We start from the raw sequence: 17,025 nt of genomic DNA, 5'->3' as shown, positions 1-17,025 counted from the left end.
GTTAGCGCTTTGGCAAGGGATTGGGCGCAGGGCTAAGCGCCCATGACCATCGCGCACGCCTCCGCCGACGCCGACGCGCCCGCGCGCGCGGGCTTCGCGCGCTGGGAGGGCGTCGCCGCGGCGCTGTGCTTGGCGCAATTTTCTGAACCGCTGTTCGCCGCGATCGCGCAGAGCCAAGGCTTGGCCGAGCCACCGGGCTATGCGCGGATTTTCTTTCTGCCGGTGTACGCGTTTCTGGCGTTCGTGCTGTGGCGCGATCGCGCGCTGGCCGCGCGCACGGCCTGGGCGGCGCCGTTGCTGATGAGCTTGGTTGTGTTGGCCGGCGCTTCCACGCTGTGGTCGATCGATAGCGGCGCGACGTTGCGGCGCGTGGTGTGGCTCACGCTGACGATGGCGTTCGGGCTTTATCTCGCGTGGCGCTACGAGTGGGAGCGGCTGGTCACGGTGATCGGCGGCGCGTTCGTGGTGTTGATTGCGGGATCACTGCTGCTGGGCTTGGTTGCGCCGAGCGTTGGGCGCATGACGTTCGAGCACCCGGGCGCGTGGTCTGGGTTGTGGACGCACAAGAACACGCTGGGCGGCATCATGGCGCTGGGCGTTGCGGTGTGCGTGAGCGCGGCTTTGGTTGAGCCGAAGCGGCGGCGGTTCTGGTTTGCTTGGGCGGCAGGCGCGTTTGCGTTGGTGCTGTTATCGACGTCGAAGACGGCGCTGGTCGCCTCGATGCTGGGCGTTGCGGTGATCGGCGCGTGCATGCTGGTGCGGCGGGGGCCGTTGCCGGCGTTGCTTGTGGGTGCGGGCGTGCTTGGCGTTGTGATCGTGGGAACGAGCATTGTGTTGCTGGCGCCGGACGTGATCGTTGCGGTGCTTGGGCGCGATTTGACGCTGACGGGGCGCACCGAGATTTGGGACGCCGCGGCGCCGGCTGTCGCGGCGCAGCCGTGGTTTGGCTACGGCTATTACGCGTTCTGGCTGCCGGACAATGGGCCTGCGTTTTGGGTACGCGAGGCGGTGGCGTGGCAAGTGGCGTCGGCGCACTCGAGTTGGCTTGAGATGGCGCTCGGCATGGGCCGCGTTGGAGTGATGCTGTTGGCGCTACAGCTGATCGCGACGTTGTGGCGTGGCGCGGGCGCGATCATGGATCCGCGCGCTGGCTTGTGGGCGCCGGCGTTTCTGGCGGCGTTCGCGCTCTACACCATGAGCGAAAGCCACGCGATGCAAGCCAACAATGTGTTCTGGACAATCTACGTGGCGGTCGCGGCACGGCTCGTGTTGGATGCGCGGGAGCGGAAAACGTGAGCGTTACACTCATTCTCGGCATCGATCCGGGACTCAATCGGTGCGGCTGGGGCCTGGTTGCGAGCGAAGGCTCGCGGCTCAGCCACGTTGCGCACGGCGTGATCAAGCCGCCGCAGCAACAGCAGTTGGCGTCGCGCTTGTTGTTCTTGTTCGAAGAACTTGGCGCTGTGATCGATCAGCACAATCCGCACGAATGCGCGGTGGAAGAGACGTTCGTGAACTCGAACGCGCGCGCGGCGCTTGCATTGGGTCAGGCGCGTGGCGTGACGCTGGCGGCGGCGGCACGGCGCGGCGTGCTGGTGGCGGAATACGCGCCGACGACGATCAAGAAAGCCGTGGTCGGATCGGGCAGCGCGGACAAGACTCAGATCGCGTTTATGGTGCGCCGGCTGTTGCCGACGGCGGGTGATGTTACCGCTGACGCCGCCGACGCGCTGGGTGTTGCGCTTTGCCACGCAGCGCACGGCGGTTTCCGGCGCGCTACCAGATCGTGACGCGCTGATCCGGCGGGAGATAAAGCGCATCGCCGGCCTGCACATTGAAGGCTTCGTACCAGGTATCGACGTTGCGCGCCGGGCCGTTGACGCGGTAGCGCGACGGTGAATGCGGGTCGGTCAGCACTTGGTTGCGCAGCGATTGATCGCGGCGGTGCTCCTTGCGGTGCTGCGCGCGCGCCATGAAGAAACGCTGCCAGCCGGTGGTGCCTTCGAGCACGGGCGGCTCGGCGCCGTTCAGTGAAATGCGATATGCGTGCAGCGCGACTTGCAAGCCGCCGCAATCACCGATGTTTTCGCCGAGCGTGAGGCGGCCGTTGACGTTGAGTCCAGGCAACGGTTGGAACTCGTTGTATTGATCGACCAGGCGGCCGGTCAGCGCGTTAAAGCGCTCGACGTCGTCCGCGCGCCACCAATCGCGCAGCACGCCGCGCGCGTCGGACTTGGCGCCTTGGTCGTCGAAGCCATGGCCCATTTCGTGGCCTATGACGCCGCCGACGCCGCCATAGTTCACAGCCGGATCGGCGTAGGGATCGAACAGCGGCGGCTGCAGATAGCCGGCAGGGAAGACGATCTCGTTGAAGGGCGGGTTGTAGTAGGCGTTGATGGCGTGGGGCGCCATGAACCATTCTTCGCGGTCGCTCGGGCGGCCGAGGCGTTCGACGTCGTGCTGCCAGTCAAACTCGGCATAGCGCTTAGAATTGCCGAACGCGTCGCCGGCGCGGACTTCGTAGCGTGAATAGTCTTTCCACTGATCCGGGTAGCCGATCTTGGGGCGGAAGGTGGCGAGCTTTTCGAGCGCGGCAACCTTGGTTTCCTCGCTCATCCAGCTGACGGCGCGGATGCGCTCTCCGTAGGCGCGGCGCATGTTCTCGACCAGTTCGAGCGCTTGCGTCTTGGCTTCCGGCGGGAAGTGGCGTTGCACGTAAATCTGGCCGACGGCTTCGCCCAGCACGTTGTTAATCGAGGCGATGGCGCGCTTCCAGCGTTCACGCTGTTGCGGCTGGCCGTTCAAGGTGCGGCCGTAGAAGGCGAAGTTGGCGTCGTCGATGGCGCGCGGCAGCACGTTGGCCCAGCCGCGGACGTAGTGCCAGGTGATGTAGTCTTTCCACGTCGAGACCGGCGTCGCCATGCAGAGGTCGGCGAGCGGGCGCATGGCGCTGAGTTCCGCGACGACGATAGCGTCGGCGTTGCCGAGGCCCGCGGCTTCGAGGCGCGCGTCCCATGGGAAGTTCGGTGCGATGGCGCTAAGGCCGGCGCGGTCGCGGAGATTGTAGGTGCGTTCGCGTTCGCGGCGATCAGCGATGGGCCAGTGGCGTTCGGCGATGGCGGTTTCGAAGGCGAGGATGCGCTGGGCTTTTGCTTCGCCGTCGCTTTGGCCGGCGAGGCCGAGCATTTGCGCGATGGCAGCCGCGTATTGGGTGCGGATGGTCGGGAATTCGCCGTCGCTGCGGCGATAGTATTCGCGCTCGGGTAAGCCGAGGCCGCCATGCGACACGCCAACGATGTAGCGATCAGGGTTGCCTTCATCCAGCGTGACGTTGACATCGATCGGCGCGGAAATGCCGACGTCAGGCCTCGCGATCAGGCGCATGACGTCTTCATGCGTGCGCAATGCCGCGATGGCGGAAAGCACTGGCTGCAGCGGTTCGAGACCGCGCGCGTCGATCGCGTCTTGATCATTGTAGGCGTTGTAGTAATCGGCGATCTTTTGTTGGTTCGAGCCGGACGCGCCCCCCGCAGCCGCGGCCTCCTCGATGATCACCCGCACATCGCGTTCGGCTTTTTCCGAGAGGATGACGTTGGTGCCCCAGCTGGTGCGGTCGGCTGGGATCGCGTTGGCCGGATTGTTGAGCCACGTGCCGTTGACGTATTGGAAGAAATCGTCGCCGGGCTTCACGCTTGGATCGATGGACGTCATGTCGATGCCGAACGAGCCGATGGCGGCGCGGCCGATCGGCGCGGTGGGTGCGGTGGTTGTGCCGGCGCCGGAGGCGCAGCCGGCGGCGAGGGCGAGTGTCGACGCCGTGACGGCGCGGCGTGTGAAGGTGGTCATGTGAGTCCCCCGAGACGATGGCTAGCCTGCGATCAAGCGATGCCAAAATGAGGTCTCAAGCGCAATGAGACGAAGCGCATGTCAGACGCGGCGATTGCCGGTCAGGCGCGGGCGATTAGGCCGTAGGCGAGGAGCTTGGCTGTGAGCGCCTCGGCGCCTTCGCCCCCGAGGTCGGCGGGTGTGAACTTTGGCCCGCCGAGCGCCCGTTCGAGGGCGCTGCGGTTTTCAGGTTTGAAGTCCAGTTCACCGCCAGCAGAGATGACGACGAGCTTGTCGCCGTCTTCAGCGATGCGGAACGGCGCCAGCGGCTGCAGCGCGAAGCCTTCTTTCGCGGTGATTGGCTTGGTTGCGTCGCGGATCGCGCCGCGATTGTCGCTGGCGCGTGAGCGGATGAAGGTGTCGAGCAGCAGATCGAGCGCGGGATCGAGTTCGATGGTGTCGGCGATCTTGGCGGCAAGTGTTTTCAAGTGCGCTCGCGCCGCGTCGCGATCGAAGCTTGAACGTGCGTAGTCGGCCGGCAAACTCCGGCGCAGCTCCGGCGTGCGGAGTGCAGCTTCGGAGACGGCTTCGAGCATCAAGTCGGCCCAGGTGCGGGTGATGAGGCCGACGGTGATGTGCAGCGAAGGTTCGGCGCCGGACGTCTGTGCGTCGTGCATGAGGCCGCGCGGGACGTAGGCGCAGTCTCCGGCTTTCAACACGAACTCTTGCTTCAGGTCGCCGCTTTCGTATTTTCCGGGCTCGAACGCTTCGCCGCGGAACGGCGTGTCGATCGGTTTTTCGTAGAGCCGCCAGGCCTTCTCGCCGGCGACTTGCAGCACGAATACGCAGTGATTGTCGTAATGGGTGCGGAAGCCCTGCGCGTTGGGCGGCGTCAGATAAATGTTGGTTTGCAGATGCGCTGAAAAGGCGCGTTCGAGCGCACGGCAGAGGCGGCCGAGCGCCGGTTCGAGCTGGTGGGCGTGCTGCAGGATGATGGTGGCGCCGCCGCGGTGAAAATCCGCGACGGCGCCGCGATCGACGAAGCCTGCGCTATCAACGTAATCCGAACGCGCCATCTGCCGCGACGCGTCAGCGAGATCAAGCTGGCCTTCGCGCAAATCGACATTGGTGACGATGCGGTCGACGTCATCGATCGAGAGCAGACCTTCGAAGCGCTTGGCATCGTTGTGCGCGACCACCAGCGCTTCGCGCTCATAGATGCGCGCATGAAAATCCGCGACGCGATCGGCGCCGATCAGATAGCCGAGCGGATCGTCGAGCCATTGCTCGCGCTTAGACACTTAGCTTTTCCGTATTAACGGTCAGTGCCGCGACCGTAACCGCCAGCGTCAGCGGTTGAGCCAGTGTCAGCGTCGGAGATGCCGGTCTGCGCGTTGCGGCGTCCGCCGCGACCGTTGCCGCCTGGATCTGACATCGCGCCGGAATCGCTGTCGGTGTAGCCGGTCGCCGCTGCGCCACGCGATCCGCCGCGGCGTCCGCGCCCTGCGGGATCTGCGTACTGGCCGGTGTCGGAGTCGCTGACGCCGGTCGTGCCGCCGCGTCCGCGACCGGCAGGGTCTGCATACGTACCGCTGTCATTGTCAGTGACGCCGGAGCTGCCGCGTCCGCGGCCTGCGGGATCGGCGTACGCGCCACTGTCATTGTCGGTGACGCCGGAGCCGCCGCCGCGGCCGTAGCCAGCACGATCGCTGCCGCTGCCGCTGTCGCTATCATTGATGCCGGTGCGCCCGTAGCCGGAGCGATCGGCGCCGCTGCCTGAGTCTGAGTCTGTGCGGCCCGTGTAGTTTTGCGCAGACGCGTCGCCGGTGATGGCGGCAGTTGCGCCGCCCGCGATCACTGCTGCACCGATCAAGCGGTTCATGAACGAACGCCGATTCAAACGCTTCTTTTCATCAGACATCGAACGTCCCCTCACGTGGCGGCTGCTTCACATTGCGAAGCAGTCGCAAAAACCCTTATCCCTCGAGGGGAATCGTAACACGACGTTGCAGCGCTGTAAGCGTGAGAGTGTTTCGCAACTGGCTTCGTTTCAGCCCACTCATTTCGTTCGGCCCCCGAATCCGCGCACGAGGGACGGCGGAGTTTCACATGATCGGCTCATTGCAGGGCGTGGTTGCGGCTGTTGGCGAGGAGCACGTGCTGATTGAAGTCGGCGGCGTGGGGTATGTGGTGCAGGCGGGCGGGCGCACGTTGGCGCGGCTCAGTGTTGGCGCGACGGTGAAGCTCTTCATCGAGACGCACGTGCGCGAAGACGCGATCCGGCTGTTCGGATTCGGCTCGGAAGAAGAGCGCGCATGGTTCGCGCATCTGCAAACCATTCCGGGCGTGGGCGCGAAAGTGGCGCTGGGCATTCTGGATGCGATGCCGCCTGCGGTGCTGATCGATGCCATCGCGCTGCAGGACAAAGCCGCGTTCGCGCGCGCCAATGGCGTCGGGCCAAAGCTTGCGGCGCGGTTGGCGACGGAGCTGGCGGCCAAGCAGGGTCCGAAAGGTTTCATCAGCGGCGGCGCGAGCGGGATCGCCCCACGCAATGGCGCGCCGGTGAGCGGCGCCCGCGCGGAGGCTGTGTCGGCGCTGGTCAATCTCGGTATCGACCAATCCAGCGCCGCGCGCGCGGTGGCGAGTGCATCGAAACAATTCGACGCGGACGCGCCCGCACCCGAGCTCATCCGCGCCGCGCTGAAGGAAGTCAGCCGCTAGGCGACGACGGTTGCGACGCCCTCGATCGCCGCGCAGCCGCCGGTTTCGTCGAACATCGGCCGCATCTCGCAGACGCCTTCCCAGCCCTCCCCGTACTTGGCGTGCAGCGCCATGAAGTCGACGGCTGAGGCCAAAGCTTCCTCGCGCGTAGCGAAGTCGAAGATGGCGAAGCCGCCGAGCACTTCCTTGCTCTCGGTGAAGGGCCCGTCGAGCACGCTGAGCTTGCCTTGCTTCAGCGTCACGCGCGCCGCGCCCATGAGAGTGGGCAACAGGCCGCCCTGGGACAGCATGCGGCCGGAGGCGAGTTCCTGCTCGGCCTGCTTGCCGATCACGTCCATCAGCTGTTGCGGCGGCGGTTTCCCGTCTTCGATAGCTGAAATCAAATACATGTAGCGCATGGGACCCTCATGTCAGCGACGCACGGGATGCGCGTCCGGTCTAAGGACGGCGCCCCCACACGCAAGCCGACATTTTATTTTTGCGAGCGTTGGACGCTAGACCTTCAGCGCCTTTTGCACGGTTTGCACGAGCTGAGCTTCGGCGGCGTTGAAGTCTGTGGGTTCGGCGCCCGAATGCGCGTTGCGCGCCACCCAGTGCGGCGTGCCGAACAGAAGCGCGCCGTAAATCTCAGGCAGCAGCAGCGGCAGACGGCCGGCGGCGACGTGGTTGGCGATCCATTGCCCAGCACGGCCGCGATAGGGCGCGTTGTCATCGCGAAAACGCTGTTCCTGGCCGCGCATCCAGAGCGCGTCGTCGCTGCGGCTAAGGCGATATCGGTCGGGGTGCAGACGCTGGTACGCGAACGCCGCGCGGACCACGTTTGCGACGCCTTCCATAGCGTCGCTGCACGGCTCCATCACCGCGAGCAGGTAATCCCAATATTCCCGCCGCAGCGCCAAGACGATTTCGAGCGCGAGTTCATCCTTGCTCGGAAAGTGGTGGAAGAAGCTGCCGTTGGAGACGCCGGCGGCGCGGCAGACCTCCGCCACCGACACGCCCTCCACCCCCTGGGCGAGAAAAAGCTCGATCGCCGCCGCCAGGATACGGTCGCGGGCGGAGGGCGGCTGGGCGGTCATGCGGAGGGGAGCGTTACCTGAGTCACATTCATTTCGCTTGCGCTAGAGTACTACTCTAGAGTATTGATCTAGAGTGTTGCTCTAGATGGTCACCCGGAGGAATGACGAATGCAAGCCCGTTTTATCAGCCTGATCGCCGCAACCGCCGTCGTTGCAGCCGCCACTTTTGCCTTCGCGGACGAGCAGAACGGTCCCCAAGGGGTTCAAACCCAGCCGGCAGAGGCCGGGTTCGATTTCTTTTTGGATATCGACGGGGTGAAGGGCGAAAGCCGTGATCCGCCCCCACCACCGCCGCCGCCGCCACCGCCGCAAAACGCGCCTGCAGCCGAAATGGGCATAATCGCGCCGGATATGCGCGAAGCAGCGCTGCTTGTGCCGGCGGTGCAGAAAATCCGCGAAGCCGCAGCGAGTGCGCCGCAGGGCGATGGCGTGGTTGTTCTCGACGGCACTCTGCCCTCCGGCGGCGCCTCGGCTCCTCGCGCCGCTGAAATCGCAGCGCGAAGCCAAGGCGTGATGCCGGAATTGCCGATCTGTGGCCATTGCGGCGCGGACACCGCCATCGGGTCCGCCAATGGCGGCATCTGGAAGACAACCGATGGCGCCGCTGCCGAGACGTCCCGTGATGTGACGACGGGCGGCGCGGGCCTGATGCCTGAACTGCCGATCTGCGCTCATTGCAGCTCGGATGCTCGGCGCACGGGCGCAACTGAAAGTGCGCCGCGCGATCCTGAGCAGCCGGTGTGTGGCCATTGCGGTGCGGACGTTGCCGCGGCGCCGGTCGCTGCGACGACCGAGGAACGGCCGCGGCGCCGTGTGTTTTCGCTCTCGATCGGAGGCATCACCGTTGGGAGCGACGGCAGCGTGAACGTCGCGGTTGGCGATGTGACCGGTGATGGCCAAGACGACGAAGGCGGCGAACGTCCCGTCAGAGCGCGTTCGTCGCAACGGCGCTGATTGAAACGCACGCGAAGTTCAGGGCGGCCGGCGCAAGCGGGCCGCCCTTTGCGTGCGCCTAGCTGATCGCGGTGATGTCCATCTCGTGGCCGGCGACGCGGACGCTGTCGCCAACTTCCTTGCCCACCAGGGCGCGCGCTAGCGGCGAAACGTGGGAGAGCGTGCCGCGTTCGGGATCGGCTTCGTCTTCGCCGACAATGCGGAAGGTTTGGCTGCGGCCGTCGTCGCGGTCCGCCGTCACGGTGCAGCCGAAGCGCACGATGCTGCAATCCGCCGGCGGCGGCTGCAGGTGGGCGCTGCCGCGCCGCGCTGTCCAGTAGCGCAGATCGCGGTTGATGCGGGCGCGTTCGCCGCGATCGTCGCCGGCGGCGGCAAGTGCGGCGGTGAGGTGCGCGACCTCGGCCTCGATGGCGGCGAAGCCTTCGGTGGTGACGAGATTAGGCGCCGTCGAGATCGGCCGATCGGGCAGATCTTCGACGGCGTCGTCATCCTCTTTGACAAACGCGCGGCTCATGGCCCTAGAGGGTAGAGCGCGCGCCAGCGTGAACAAGGCCCTCAGTCCGGTTGGGCGAGTGCGGCGCTGGTGGCGCCGAAGCCGAACATCGCCCGCATCTCGCAGACGCCTTCCCACTCCGGCCAATGCTCGCGGTGCAGTTCCATGAAGCTCCGGAGCGAGGCGAGCGCTTCCTCGCGTGTCGCGAACTCGAAGATGGCGAAGCCGCCGAGGACTTCCTTGCTCTCAGCGAAGGGGCCGTCGGTTAGCTTCAGCTTGCCGCGGCGCGATTCAAGGCGCGCGCTGCCCATCGCCGTCGGCGCCAGGCCGCCCCGCGCGATCATGCGGCCCGCGGCCATCTCTCGTTCGCTCAGCTTTTCGATCTCGTCGATCATGCGCTGTGGCGGGACGAGCCCGGTTTCGGCGCCGGAGGTGAGAAACATGTAGCGCATGGAGTGGTCCTTCCTGGGTCTGGCCATAAGCGGCGCTGACCGGAGGACGAAGGCCTGTCCCAAAAGCCGACATTTCGTTTTGGGATTTATCCACAGGCCCGGTGGGCGCTTTGGCTGGAACAATCCAGAAACCCCGAATCTGCTAAGGAGAGCCATGGCCGAGCCCGCAGAACGCCTCACGACGCCTGAACGCATGCCCGGAGAGGGCGCAGACCGCGCGCTGCGCCCGCAGGGGTTCGACGAGTTCGTCGGCCAGCCGGCGGCGAAGGCCAATCTCAAAGTGTTCGTCGACGCGGCGCGCAATCGCGGCGACGCCATGGATCACGTGCTGCTGTTCGGCCCGCCGGGTTTGGGCAAGACGACGCTGGCGCAAATTTTGGCGCGTGAGTTGGGTGTTGGGTTTCGCGCGACGTCGGGCCCGGTGATTGCGCGCGCGGGCGATCTTGCGGCGCTGCTGACCAATCTCGAACCGCGCGATGTCTTGTTCATCGACGAAATCCATCGCCTCGCGCCGGCGGTGGAGGAAATCCTCTATCCGGCGATGGAGGACTATCACCTCGACATCATTATCGGCGAAGGGCCGAGCGCGCGCAGCGTGCGCATCGACCTTTCACCGTTCACGCTGGTGGGCGCGACGACGCGCGCTGGTCTGCTCGGCACGCCGCTGCGCGATCGCTTTGGCATTCCGGTGCGGTTGGAATTTTACAGCACGGAAGATTTGCTCGGCATCGTGACGCGCGCGGCGGATAAGCTTGGCTGCCCGATCACGCCGGAGGGCGCGGTGGAGATCGCGCGGCGCGCGCGCGGGACGCCCCGTGTGGCGGTGCGGTTGTTGCGGCGGGTGCGCGATTTCGCCGACGCCGGCGATCAGCGCATCGATGCGAAGTTGGCGGATGTAGCGCTGAAGCGGCTCGAAGTGGATGGCGACGGGCTCGACTTGCTCGACCGGCGCTATCTGCACGCGTTGGTGGAGACGTACGGGGGCGGGCCGGTGGGCGCCGATACGCTTGCCGCCGCGCTCGCCGAAGCGCGCGATGCGATCGAGGATGTGATCGAACCGTACCTGATGCAGCAAGGCTTCGTCATGCGCACGCCGCGCGGACGCGTCGCCGCGCCGAAGGCGTACGAGCGGCTGGGAAAGAAGGCGCCGAGCGCGCCGCCGCCGGCGAGCGGGAGCTTGTTCGGGGAGAAGTAGTTGATAGGTTATTGCACCACCTAAGATTGTCTCGGACCAGGTCGGACGATGGCTACTTTCTCGAAGTCCCTAGAGCAAACATTGCGAAGGTCGCTCGATTTCGCGAGTGAACGCCGCCACGAGTACGTGACTCTTGAGCACCTGCTTCTCGGTCTTCTTGACGACCAAGACGCGCCGCCGGTGATGCTAGCGTGCAAGGTCGATCTCGAAGTGCTTCGCGGCAACCTCGAAAAATATATGAAAGACGAACTAGACAGTCTTGTTGTTGCTCAGGGAGAAAAGGTCGAAGACCCACGACCAACTGCGGGATTTCAACGCGTGCTGCAACGCGCGATGTTGCATGTCGATTCATCCGGAGGTCGTGAAGTTACAGGTGCGAATGTGTTGGTCGCCTTGTTCTCCGAACGCGAGAGTCATGCTGCGTTCTTCCTACAAGAGCAAGACATGACGCGTTACGACGCAGTGAACTACATTGCGCACGGTTTACCGCGAAGGACGCCTACTGCCCAATTTAGAGTTCGTGATTCAACAGAGATGCTCGCGGGTTGGCAAACCAGAAACACTGAGTTGGAACAGCAGCTGTCGATGGCGATTGCTCGCATAACTGATCTCGAAAAGGCGGTTGCTGCTGCCAAGGTCGGAATTCCGGCAGGCGCAAGGCGAGACGAACACGACGTGTTTGTTTCTTATCGGCGTGAGCAAAAAGAAGCTGTCCGGAAATTGGTAGATAGATTGCGGATGGATGGACTAGTCGTCTGGTGGGATGCTGACATCCCTGCCCAAGCGCCATGGGAAGAGACAATTGAGAAGAACATCTCGAACTCGAAAGTAGTAGTCGTCTGTTGGTCCCACGAGGCAACAAAGAGCGAGAGCGTGAAGGCAGAGGCGAGGTATGGCAGAGATAGAAACAAGCTGATTCAGGTCTTTTTGGATGACTGCCAACCACCGATGTTCTTCGGAGAGCGCCAGGGATTCCATTTTGCAAATTGGAGTGGCGATGTCGCGCACGATTGCTACCGCCACCTATTAGAGGGAATAAGAATTCAGCTTTGAATGTGATCTTCCACCGTCCGCCCCAGCGTCTTCGAAGCGACCGCGACGTAGCTTTGCTTCAGGTAGGGCCTAAGGGCGCGGATTGCGTCCCCGCCTAGCTCTGCAGCCCCGCGATCAGCAGATCGGTGAGCGCGTCCATCTGCTTCAGATCAAGAAGGCGCCAAGCGCGCCACCGCCGGCTAGTGGGAGCTTGTTCGAGGAGAAGTGACTGACAGGAACGCTGTCGGCTCGCCTTGAAGTTGGGGGAAGTGTCCTGTACCGCTTGTGATGGTGCAGGGGACGCAACATGTTGCGACGCCTTCTCATTGTAGCGGGCCTGATCTTTGTGGCGGCATCGAGCGCTGATGCGCAGACGCCGGTTGCCCGCCGTTTCATTTACACAGCACAACTGAACGGCGACGCGCTGGCGACGGGCCAAGTCGATGCTGGCGGAATCGTTTGGCAGTGCAGTGGGCGGACCTGCACGGTGACGGGGCCGTGGCCCGCGCCGGGCGTGCCGGCGTGCGTAGCGTTGGCGGCGCGTGTGGGCGCGATCGCGTCCTATGGACGCCCCGGCGCTGTGCTCAACGCGACGCAACTGGCGCAGTGCAACGCCCAGGTGCGGCCGCGCATAACACTTGATCCGTCGGTGGTCCGTGCGCCGCGGCCGCGCGTGATCGTACCGAGTATTTCTGGCCCCACGCCGAGCAATCCCTCTCCGGCGCCGAGTGCTTCCAGCGTCAGTGTGCGCACGGCGACGATGACTGTGACCGGCACCGGCGCGCTGGGCGGCGGATTCAGTCCGGTAATGGTGCGGACCAATACAATGACTTTAACGGGAACGGGCGCGCTGGCGCCGGGCGAGTTCGCGCCCGTCACAGTGCGCACGCAAACGATGACTCTGACCGGAGCGCCGCCATGAGCATTGGAGAAGCGACATGAGAAAGTGGCTGCTTGCTCTTGCGTTTAGCGTTTTCGCCATACCGGCCGCGCACGCCGAGGATTTTACGTTGACCGTGCCTGTGAACGTCAGCGGGCTTCCTGCGAACGTGCATACCGTGTGGGTCACGTGTCAGGTGATGGAATCGAGCCGGTCGCGGATCACCGCTGTCGCAGGCCAGCGGATCGCGATCACGGGCGGTGCCTATCGCGCTGACGTCGTGCTGACTGCCAATGCCAGCGCGGGGCGCGATCCGTCGCTTGCGACGCAGTATCGGTGCGTTGCTTGGTTCTTTGGCGCAGTAGCAGGCGATCCGCAGCAGGCGTATTTTATGGAAGGCTCGCCGCACGCGACGCATGTCTTCCCGCTAGCGCCCGGCGCGGCGTTCCTGTTGGATACTGGCGACACGCCGCTGCGTTAGGTCTAATCATCCGCGCGCGCTGAAAGATTGAGAGTTTCGCGCGCTTAGCTCTGCAGTCCCGCGATCAGCAGATCGCTTAGTGCGTCCATCTGCTTCAAGTCCGTCTCGGCGCCATGCAGCGCGACCATGGCGGGGTGGTGGAAGCGGGACGTGGCGTTGAGGATGAGCGCGGCGGTCTTGTTCGGATCGCTGACGCGCCAGGCGCCTTCGCGGACGCCGTCGCGGAGGATTTCCGCGAGTTCGTCGTGCATGTGCTTCACGTGCGCGGCGACGACGGTGTGGGCGTTCTCGGTGATGGAGCGGTAGACGGCGAACAGCTCTGGATCGTCGAGCACTTTCTTGCGCTTGATTTCAGCTAAAGTGCGCACCCAGGCTTTGAGCCGTTTCGGCGCGGGCGTTTTCTTGTCGGCGGTGATCTTCGAGAGCGGCGCCATCACGTTGGCGAGCCAGCGTTCGGCGACGGCGTCGAACAGCGCGCTCTTCGACGCGAAGTGTTTGTAGACGTTGGAGTGGCTCATATCGAGCGCGCGCGCGACGTCAACGACGCCCGTTTTGGCGGGGCCGTGGCGTCGCAGCACGTCGACGGTGGCGTCGAGAATGCGGTCGCGGATTGAGTCGGTGCTCACGTGGGGAGTGATGCCCGCCTCATCGTTCGCTGTCGAGCATCGCCATCTGCTCGGGTGCGTAACGTTGACCTGCCACCGCTTCGGGCGGGGCGGCCGCGTCGATGCGCTTCAAGTCCTCCGGCGTGAGCGTGACGTCGAATGCGCCCAGCGCTTCGGCCAGCCGCTCGCGCTTGCGTGCACCGACCAGCGGCACGATGTCCTCACCCCGCGCGGCGACCCAGGCGATGGCGAGCTGCGCGACGCTGCAGCGCTTTTCGTTGGCGATAGCTTTGAGCGCGCGCACTAGGTTGAGGTTCTGGTTGAGGTTTTCACCTTGGAAGCGCGGCGAGTGGGCGCGAAATCCGCTGACCGCGCTATCGTTGAGCATGCTTTCGCTGATTAGGCCGCGCGAAAGAATGCCGTACGCGGTGACGCCGATGCCGAGTTCGCGGAGAACTGGCAGGATGTTGCGTTCCACGCTGCGCGTGATGATCGAGTACTCGATTTGCAGATCGACGATCGGATGCACAGCGTGGGCGCGGCGGATGCTTTCAACGCCGGCTTCGGAGAGCCCAATGTGGCGGACGTAGCCTTCCTTCACCAGGTCAGCGATGGCGCCGATGGTGTCTTCGATCGGAATGTGCGGGGCAACGCGGGCGGGGCGGTAGATGTCGATGTAGTCCGTGCCGAGACGCTTGAGCGTGTAGGCGAGCGCGGTCTTGGTTGACTTGGCGTCGGAGGCGAAGCCGAGGAAATTGCCCTTGGGGTCGCGCTGGGCGCCGTATTTCACGCTGAGCACAACGTTCTCGCGCGTGGCGCCTTTGAGCGCTTCACGCAGCAGCATCTCGTTGTGGCCCATGCCGTAGAAATCGCCGGTGTCGATCAGGGTGATGCCGGCTTCGAGCGCGGCGTGGACCGTGGCGATGGATTCCGGCTCGCTGGCGGCGCCGTAAAAGTCCGACATGCCCATGGCGCCGAGGCCGAAGGCTGAAACGGTGGGTCCAGTTTTTCCGAGGCGGCGTGTGCGCATGTGAAGGCTCCTTGCTGTAGGGAGCGATATCGGCGACCAAGTGACAACAGTCAATATATGTTACATGAACTATGTTTCACGCGAGCATGATTTGCCGCCCCAGCGTTTTCGGCGCAACCGCTACATAGCTCTGCTTCAGCCAGCCCTTTAGCGTTGTCATTTCCGACAGCACGTCATCGTCGGGGCCAAAGTACGCGGTCACCCATTGGTGCTGTTTGTACCAGCCGCGCGCGGGGCGGACGAAGGGGAGCTCTTCGGCCATCTCGGCGGAGATCGGTAGCTTCATCAGTATCGTGAGCGCGTCGAGCTTTTGGGCCTTTTCGCCGAACACGCAGAACATTTTCTTGCGCACATAGAGCGCGCGCGTGGTTTGCCACGCAGGGCCTGACGACGTGTCTGGAAACGTCAGACCAAAGGCGATGAGTTCGGCTTCGGCGCGTTGATGCGGCGTCTGCGGCATGCGCCCAGCATAAGCCAGCAATGCCGGCGGCGTTAGTGGTGGTCGGCGACGCGGATCTTGTCGCGGCGGCGGGCGGAGCGGACGATTTTCATCGTGCCACTGGTGGCATCGATGAGGAACGTCAGCGCCACGGCTGACACGACCAGCATTGCGGCAAGCTCAAGCATCGCAAACTCCCAAGTTGGAGATGCAACGGCCTTGTCGCGCTAAAGGTTCCGGCGTGACGCTGTGTTCACCCAGCGCTTTTTCGACCGGCCAGATCGTTTCAGCGCAGTTCGAACACCACGCTGACCGCGCTCTGCGCTTCGAGTTCGCCTGGGCGGATTTGCGCGCCGTCCGCGCTTTGCTCGACGGCGACGGGCGCCGAAAGCAGTCCGCGCCTGAAGGCGTCGAGGGGCGGCGCCACGCCGCCCGGTTCGGTGATGGCGAGCATGCGAACGACGCGCATGTTGGCGACTTCGGCGTAGGTGTCGGCGCGAGCGCGCGCGGTTTGCAGCGCTTCGGCCCGCGCGGCATTGCGCGACGCTTCTTCGTTCTGGAATGTGAACTGGATGCCTTGCAGCTCGTTTGCGCCTTCGGCGACAGTGGCGTCGATCAGGCCGCTAACCGCGTTCAGATTGCGCAGCCGGAGCGAGACGATGTTGCGGCTGACATAGCCGGTGATGCGCGGCGCCGCGTTGCGGGGGTAGGCGTATTGCGGCTCGAGCGAGAAGCCGACGGTCTGCACGTCCTGTTCCTCGACGCCCGCCGCCCGCGCTGCCGCGAGTACGGTTTCCATGCGCGTATTCTGCGCCTGCTGCGCGGCGCGTGCGGTGTCGCCGCGCGCTGACACGCCCAAAGTGACAATGGCGAGATCGGGCGCCGTGCGTGTGGTGGCGCTGGCGTGTACGGTGAGCAGCGTGTTCTGACCGCACGCGGCGAGCGCGAGGAGGGCGAGCAGGGCCACCGCGAACTTCACGCCGCTTAAGGGCTGCATACCTTGATCCATCACATCGCCTCCTGAGTTTTCAGGTCCGGACTTTGGCGCAGCGCACGTCACACAGCGAGCGATCAACGCAGATCGGCTACAGGCGCTGGCCCTACCAAGGCAACTCTTCGCCCGTTCCCGCATGCACGAACTTGCCGCTTGTCGCCGCGCTTAGGGCGTCGATGCGCGTGAGCACGTCGCGTGCGGCGTCAGCGGGCGGGATGCCGTTGCGGCCGGTCATCTCGGTTGCGACCATGCCGGGATGGATCAGCGCGACCGCGATGTTCTGGCTTGCGAGATCGTGCGCGAGCGAGACACCAGCGGCATTCACCGCCGCTTTCGACATGCGGTAGCCGTAATAACCGCCGGAGCCGTTGTCGGCCATCGAGCCCATGCGGCTGGTGATGATGGCGACTTTCGCGCCTTTGCGCAGCAGCGGCAGCAGCGCGGCGGTGACGCGCAGCGGGCCGAGTGCGTTCACTTCGAATTGCTGTTCGATGCTGTCGAAGTTCATGCGGTCGAGGCTTTCGCCGCGCAGGATGCCGGCGTTGTTGATGAGCAGATCGATCTCGGCGCCATTGAGGCGTTGCGCGAGTTCGGCCACGGACGCAGCGTCGCTAACGTCAACGCCGGCTTCGATGCGCACGCCGAGTTTGTCGAGATCGGGCGCGCTCGTGCGGCATACGGCAACGACATCGTCGCCGCGCGCCTTCAGGTGCTTGGTGAGTTCAAGGCCGATGCCGCGGTTGGCGCCGGTGACAAGTGCTGTGCTCATGATGCGACCTCCTCGCGCAGCATGTATGCACTCAGCGCGTCAGGACCAGCCCTAACGACAACGGCCCCTCTCGCTGAGG

At 64.7% G+C, this 17,025-nt stretch carries 21 protein-coding genes and 1 pseudogene; 9 read left to right on the top strand and 13 right to left on the bottom strand.

Annotation, left to right across the window (positions count from 1 at the left end; all coding sequences use genetic code 11):
- Window positions 1-42 precede the first annotated feature (42 nt).
- Entirely contained in the window at window positions 43-1,296 is a 1,254-nt protein-coding gene (locus tag DSM104635_RS16180) for an O-antigen ligase family protein (RefSeq protein WP_158767204.1), read from the top strand.
- Entirely contained in the window at window positions 1,293-1,790 is a 498-nt protein-coding gene (gene ruvC, locus DSM104635_RS16175) for a crossover junction endodeoxyribonuclease RuvC (protein WP_158767203.1), read from the top strand. The genes DSM104635_RS16180 and ruvC overlap by 4 nt, the downstream gene beginning before the upstream one ends.
- Here the strand turns inward: ruvC and DSM104635_RS16170 are convergent.
- From DSM104635_RS16170 to DSM104635_RS16160, 3 genes are all read right to left on the bottom strand, one after another.
- The gene (locus tag DSM104635_RS16170) at window positions 1,777-3,846 is read right to left on the bottom strand and encodes a M13 family metallopeptidase (protein ID WP_158767202.1); all 2,070 of its coding nucleotides are present in this window, start codon (window positions 3,844-3,846) and stop codon (window positions 1,777-1,779) included. The two genes, ruvC and DSM104635_RS16170, sit on opposite strands and share 14 nt — an antisense overlap.
- 101 nt (window positions 3,847-3,947) lie before the next feature.
- Window positions 3,948-5,126 (bottom strand): cupin domain-containing protein, encoded by a 1,179-nt coding sequence (locus DSM104635_RS16165; protein WP_158767201.1) that lies wholly within the window; start codon window positions 5,124-5,126, stop codon window positions 3,948-3,950.
- A 14-nt stretch (window positions 5,127-5,140) separates the two neighbouring features.
- Window positions 5,141-5,746, bottom strand: coding sequence for a hypothetical protein (locus tag DSM104635_RS16160; RefSeq protein WP_158767200.1), 606 nt, complete (start codon window positions 5,744-5,746; stop codon window positions 5,141-5,143).
- Window positions 5,747-5,934: 188 nt separating this feature from the next.
- On the opposite strand from DSM104635_RS16160, the gene ruvA reads away from it, so the two are divergent.
- The gene (ruvA, locus tag DSM104635_RS16155; protein ID WP_158767199.1) at window positions 5,935-6,546 is read left to right on the top strand and encodes a Holliday junction branch migration protein RuvA; all 612 of its coding nucleotides are present in this window, start codon (window positions 5,935-5,937) and stop codon (window positions 6,544-6,546) included.
- Here the strand turns inward: ruvA and DSM104635_RS16150 are convergent.
- Window positions 6,543-6,944 carry a YciI family protein gene (locus DSM104635_RS16150; RefSeq protein ID WP_158767198.1) on the bottom strand — a complete coding sequence of 134 codons (402 nt, stop codon included), beginning with the start codon at window positions 6,942-6,944 and terminating at the stop codon, window positions 6,543-6,545. The two genes, ruvA and DSM104635_RS16150, sit on opposite strands and share 4 nt — an antisense overlap.
- A gap of 96 nt (window positions 6,945-7,040) precedes the next feature.
- Window positions 7,041-7,622, bottom strand: a complete 582-nt coding sequence (locus tag DSM104635_RS16145) for a TetR/AcrR family transcriptional regulator (protein WP_158767197.1) — start codon at window positions 7,620-7,622, stop codon at window positions 7,041-7,043.
- A gap of 108 nt (window positions 7,623-7,730) precedes the next feature.
- Between DSM104635_RS16145 and DSM104635_RS16140 the strand changes: the two genes are divergently transcribed.
- Window positions 7,731-8,576, top strand: coding sequence for a hypothetical protein (locus DSM104635_RS16140; RefSeq protein ID WP_158767196.1), 846 nt, complete (start codon window positions 7,731-7,733; stop codon window positions 8,574-8,576).
- 58 nt (window positions 8,577-8,634) lie between these two features.
- Here DSM104635_RS16140 and greA read toward each other — a convergent pair whose 3' ends face one another.
- Entirely contained in the window at window positions 8,635-9,090 is a 456-nt protein-coding gene (gene greA, locus DSM104635_RS16135) for a transcription elongation factor GreA (RefSeq protein WP_158767195.1), read from the bottom strand.
- Window positions 9,091-9,131: 41 nt separating this feature from the next.
- On the bottom strand, window positions 9,132-9,521 hold the full coding sequence (locus DSM104635_RS16130) for a YciI family protein (RefSeq protein ID WP_158767194.1): 390 nt from the start codon (window positions 9,519-9,521) through the stop codon (window positions 9,132-9,134).
- 154 nt (window positions 9,522-9,675) lie between these two features.
- Between DSM104635_RS16130 and ruvB the strand changes: the two genes are divergently transcribed.
- From ruvB to DSM104635_RS16110, 5 genes and pseudogenes are all read left to right on the top strand, one after another.
- On the top strand, window positions 9,676-10,716 hold the full coding sequence (gene ruvB / locus DSM104635_RS16125; protein ID WP_158767193.1) for a Holliday junction branch migration DNA helicase RuvB: 1,041 nt from the start codon (window positions 9,676-9,678) through the stop codon (window positions 10,714-10,716).
- A 48-nt stretch (window positions 10,717-10,764) separates the two neighbouring features.
- Window positions 10,765-11,226: pseudogene (locus DSM104635_RS20195) on the top strand (Clp protease N-terminal domain-containing protein); the annotation flags it as partial.
- A gap of 24 nt (window positions 11,227-11,250) precedes the next feature.
- A complete protein-coding gene (locus tag DSM104635_RS20190; protein ID WP_407703517.1) occupies window positions 11,251-11,769 on the top strand; it encodes a TIR domain-containing protein in 519 nt (172 codons plus the stop codon).
- A 286-nt stretch (window positions 11,770-12,055) separates the two neighbouring features.
- Entirely contained in the window at window positions 12,056-12,670 is a 615-nt protein-coding gene (locus tag DSM104635_RS16115; RefSeq protein ID WP_158767191.1) for a DUF8200 family protein, read from the top strand.
- A 16-nt stretch (window positions 12,671-12,686) separates the two neighbouring features.
- Window positions 12,687-13,109, top strand: coding sequence for a hypothetical protein (locus DSM104635_RS16110; protein WP_158767190.1), 423 nt, complete (start codon window positions 12,687-12,689; stop codon window positions 13,107-13,109).
- Between the two features lie 44 nt (window positions 13,110-13,153).
- On the opposite strand, the gene DSM104635_RS16105 is transcribed toward DSM104635_RS16110, so the two are convergent.
- The 6 genes from DSM104635_RS16105 to DSM104635_RS16085 all read right to left on the bottom strand — a co-directional run bounded on the left by DSM104635_RS16105 (window position 13,154) and on the right by DSM104635_RS16085 (window position 16,946).
- Complete coding sequence (locus DSM104635_RS16105) at window positions 13,154-13,735, bottom strand: TetR/AcrR family transcriptional regulator (RefSeq protein ID WP_228445725.1); 582 nt, start codon at window positions 13,733-13,735, stop codon at window positions 13,154-13,156.
- A gap of 19 nt (window positions 13,736-13,754) precedes the next feature.
- Complete coding sequence (locus DSM104635_RS16100; RefSeq protein WP_158767189.1) at window positions 13,755-14,744, bottom strand: aldo/keto reductase; 990 nt, start codon at window positions 14,742-14,744, stop codon at window positions 13,755-13,757.
- Between the two features lie 76 nt (window positions 14,745-14,820).
- Window positions 14,821-15,204, bottom strand: a complete 384-nt coding sequence (locus DSM104635_RS16095; protein ID WP_158767188.1) for an MmcQ/YjbR family DNA-binding protein — start codon at window positions 15,202-15,204, stop codon at window positions 14,821-14,823.
- Between the two features lie 32 nt (window positions 15,205-15,236).
- Window positions 15,237-15,371, bottom strand: a complete 135-nt coding sequence (locus DSM104635_RS20055; RefSeq protein WP_267129042.1) for a hypothetical protein — start codon at window positions 15,369-15,371, stop codon at window positions 15,237-15,239.
- Window positions 15,372-15,469: 98 nt separating this feature from the next.
- Window positions 15,470-16,192, bottom strand: a complete 723-nt coding sequence (locus DSM104635_RS16090; RefSeq protein WP_158767187.1) for an SIMPL domain-containing protein — start codon at window positions 16,190-16,192, stop codon at window positions 15,470-15,472.
- Between the two features lie 91 nt (window positions 16,193-16,283).
- The gene (locus DSM104635_RS16085) at window positions 16,284-16,946 is read right to left on the bottom strand and encodes an SDR family oxidoreductase (protein WP_158767186.1); all 663 of its coding nucleotides are present in this window, start codon (window positions 16,944-16,946) and stop codon (window positions 16,284-16,286) included.
- Between the last annotated feature and the right edge of the window lie 79 nt (window positions 16,947-17,025).

It is taken from the genome of Terricaulis silvestris (assembly GCF_009792355.1).
Lineage (GTDB): Bacteria > Pseudomonadota > Alphaproteobacteria > Caulobacterales > Aquidulcibacteraceae > Vitreimonas > Vitreimonas silvestris.
This window is presented reverse-complemented; position numbering and strand designations above follow the sequence as displayed.

What these genes read in the sequence shown, in the direction of transcription:
- DSM104635_RS16160 (WP_158767200.1), bottom strand. Translation starts at nt 5,746, where the DNA reads ATGTCTGATGAAAAGAAGCGTTTGAATCGGCGTTCGTTCATGAACCGC.
- DSM104635_RS20055 (WP_267129042.1), bottom strand. Translation starts at nt 15,371, where the DNA reads ATGCTTGAGCTTGCCGCAATGCTGGTCGTGTCAGCCGTGGCGCTGACG.
- DSM104635_RS16095 (WP_158767188.1), bottom strand. Translation starts at nt 15,204, where the DNA reads ATGCCGCAGACGCCGCATCAACGCGCCGAAGCCGAACTCATCGCCTTT.
- DSM104635_RS16110 (WP_158767190.1), top strand. Translation starts at nt 12,687, where the DNA reads ATGAGAAAGTGGCTGCTTGCTCTTGCGTTTAGCGTTTTCGCCATACCG.
- ruvB (WP_158767193.1), top strand. Translation starts at nt 9,676, where the DNA reads ATGGCCGAGCCCGCAGAACGCCTCACGACGCCTGAACGCATGCCCGGA.
- DSM104635_RS16100 (WP_158767189.1), bottom strand. Translation starts at nt 14,744, where the DNA reads ATGCGCACACGCCGCCTCGGAAAAACTGGACCCACCGTTTCAGCCTTC.
- DSM104635_RS16090 (WP_158767187.1), bottom strand. Translation starts at nt 16,192, where the DNA reads ATGGATCAAGGTATGCAGCCCTTAAGCGGCGTGAAGTTCGCGGTGGCC.
- DSM104635_RS16140 (WP_158767196.1), top strand. Translation starts at nt 7,731, where the DNA reads ATGCAAGCCCGTTTTATCAGCCTGATCGCCGCAACCGCCGTCGTTGCA.
- DSM104635_RS20190 (WP_407703517.1), top strand. Translation starts at nt 11,251, where the DNA reads ATGCTCGCGGGTTGGCAAACCAGAAACACTGAGTTGGAACAGCAGCTG.
- greA (WP_158767195.1), bottom strand. Translation starts at nt 9,090, where the DNA reads ATGAGCCGCGCGTTTGTCAAAGAGGATGACGACGCCGTCGAAGATCTG.
- DSM104635_RS16145 (WP_158767197.1), bottom strand. Translation starts at nt 7,622, where the DNA reads ATGACCGCCCAGCCGCCCTCCGCCCGCGACCGTATCCTGGCGGCGGCG.
- DSM104635_RS16170 (WP_158767202.1), bottom strand. Translation starts at nt 3,846, where the DNA reads ATGACCACCTTCACACGCCGCGCCGTCACGGCGTCGACACTCGCCCTC.
- DSM104635_RS16085 (WP_158767186.1), bottom strand. Translation starts at nt 16,946, where the DNA reads ATGAGCACAGCACTTGTCACCGGCGCCAACCGCGGCATCGGCCTTGAA.
- ruvA (WP_158767199.1), top strand. Translation starts at nt 5,935, where the DNA reads ATGATCGGCTCATTGCAGGGCGTGGTTGCGGCTGTTGGCGAGGAGCAC.
- DSM104635_RS16115 (WP_158767191.1), top strand. Translation starts at nt 12,056, where the DNA reads ATGTTGCGACGCCTTCTCATTGTAGCGGGCCTGATCTTTGTGGCGGCA.
- DSM104635_RS16130 (WP_158767194.1), bottom strand. Translation starts at nt 9,521, where the DNA reads ATGCGCTACATGTTTCTCACCTCCGGCGCCGAAACCGGGCTCGTCCCG.
- DSM104635_RS16150 (WP_158767198.1), bottom strand. Translation starts at nt 6,944, where the DNA reads ATGCGCTACATGTATTTGATTTCAGCTATCGAAGACGGGAAACCGCCG.
- DSM104635_RS16180 (WP_158767204.1), top strand. Translation starts at nt 43, where the DNA reads ATGACCATCGCGCACGCCTCCGCCGACGCCGACGCGCCCGCGCGCGCG.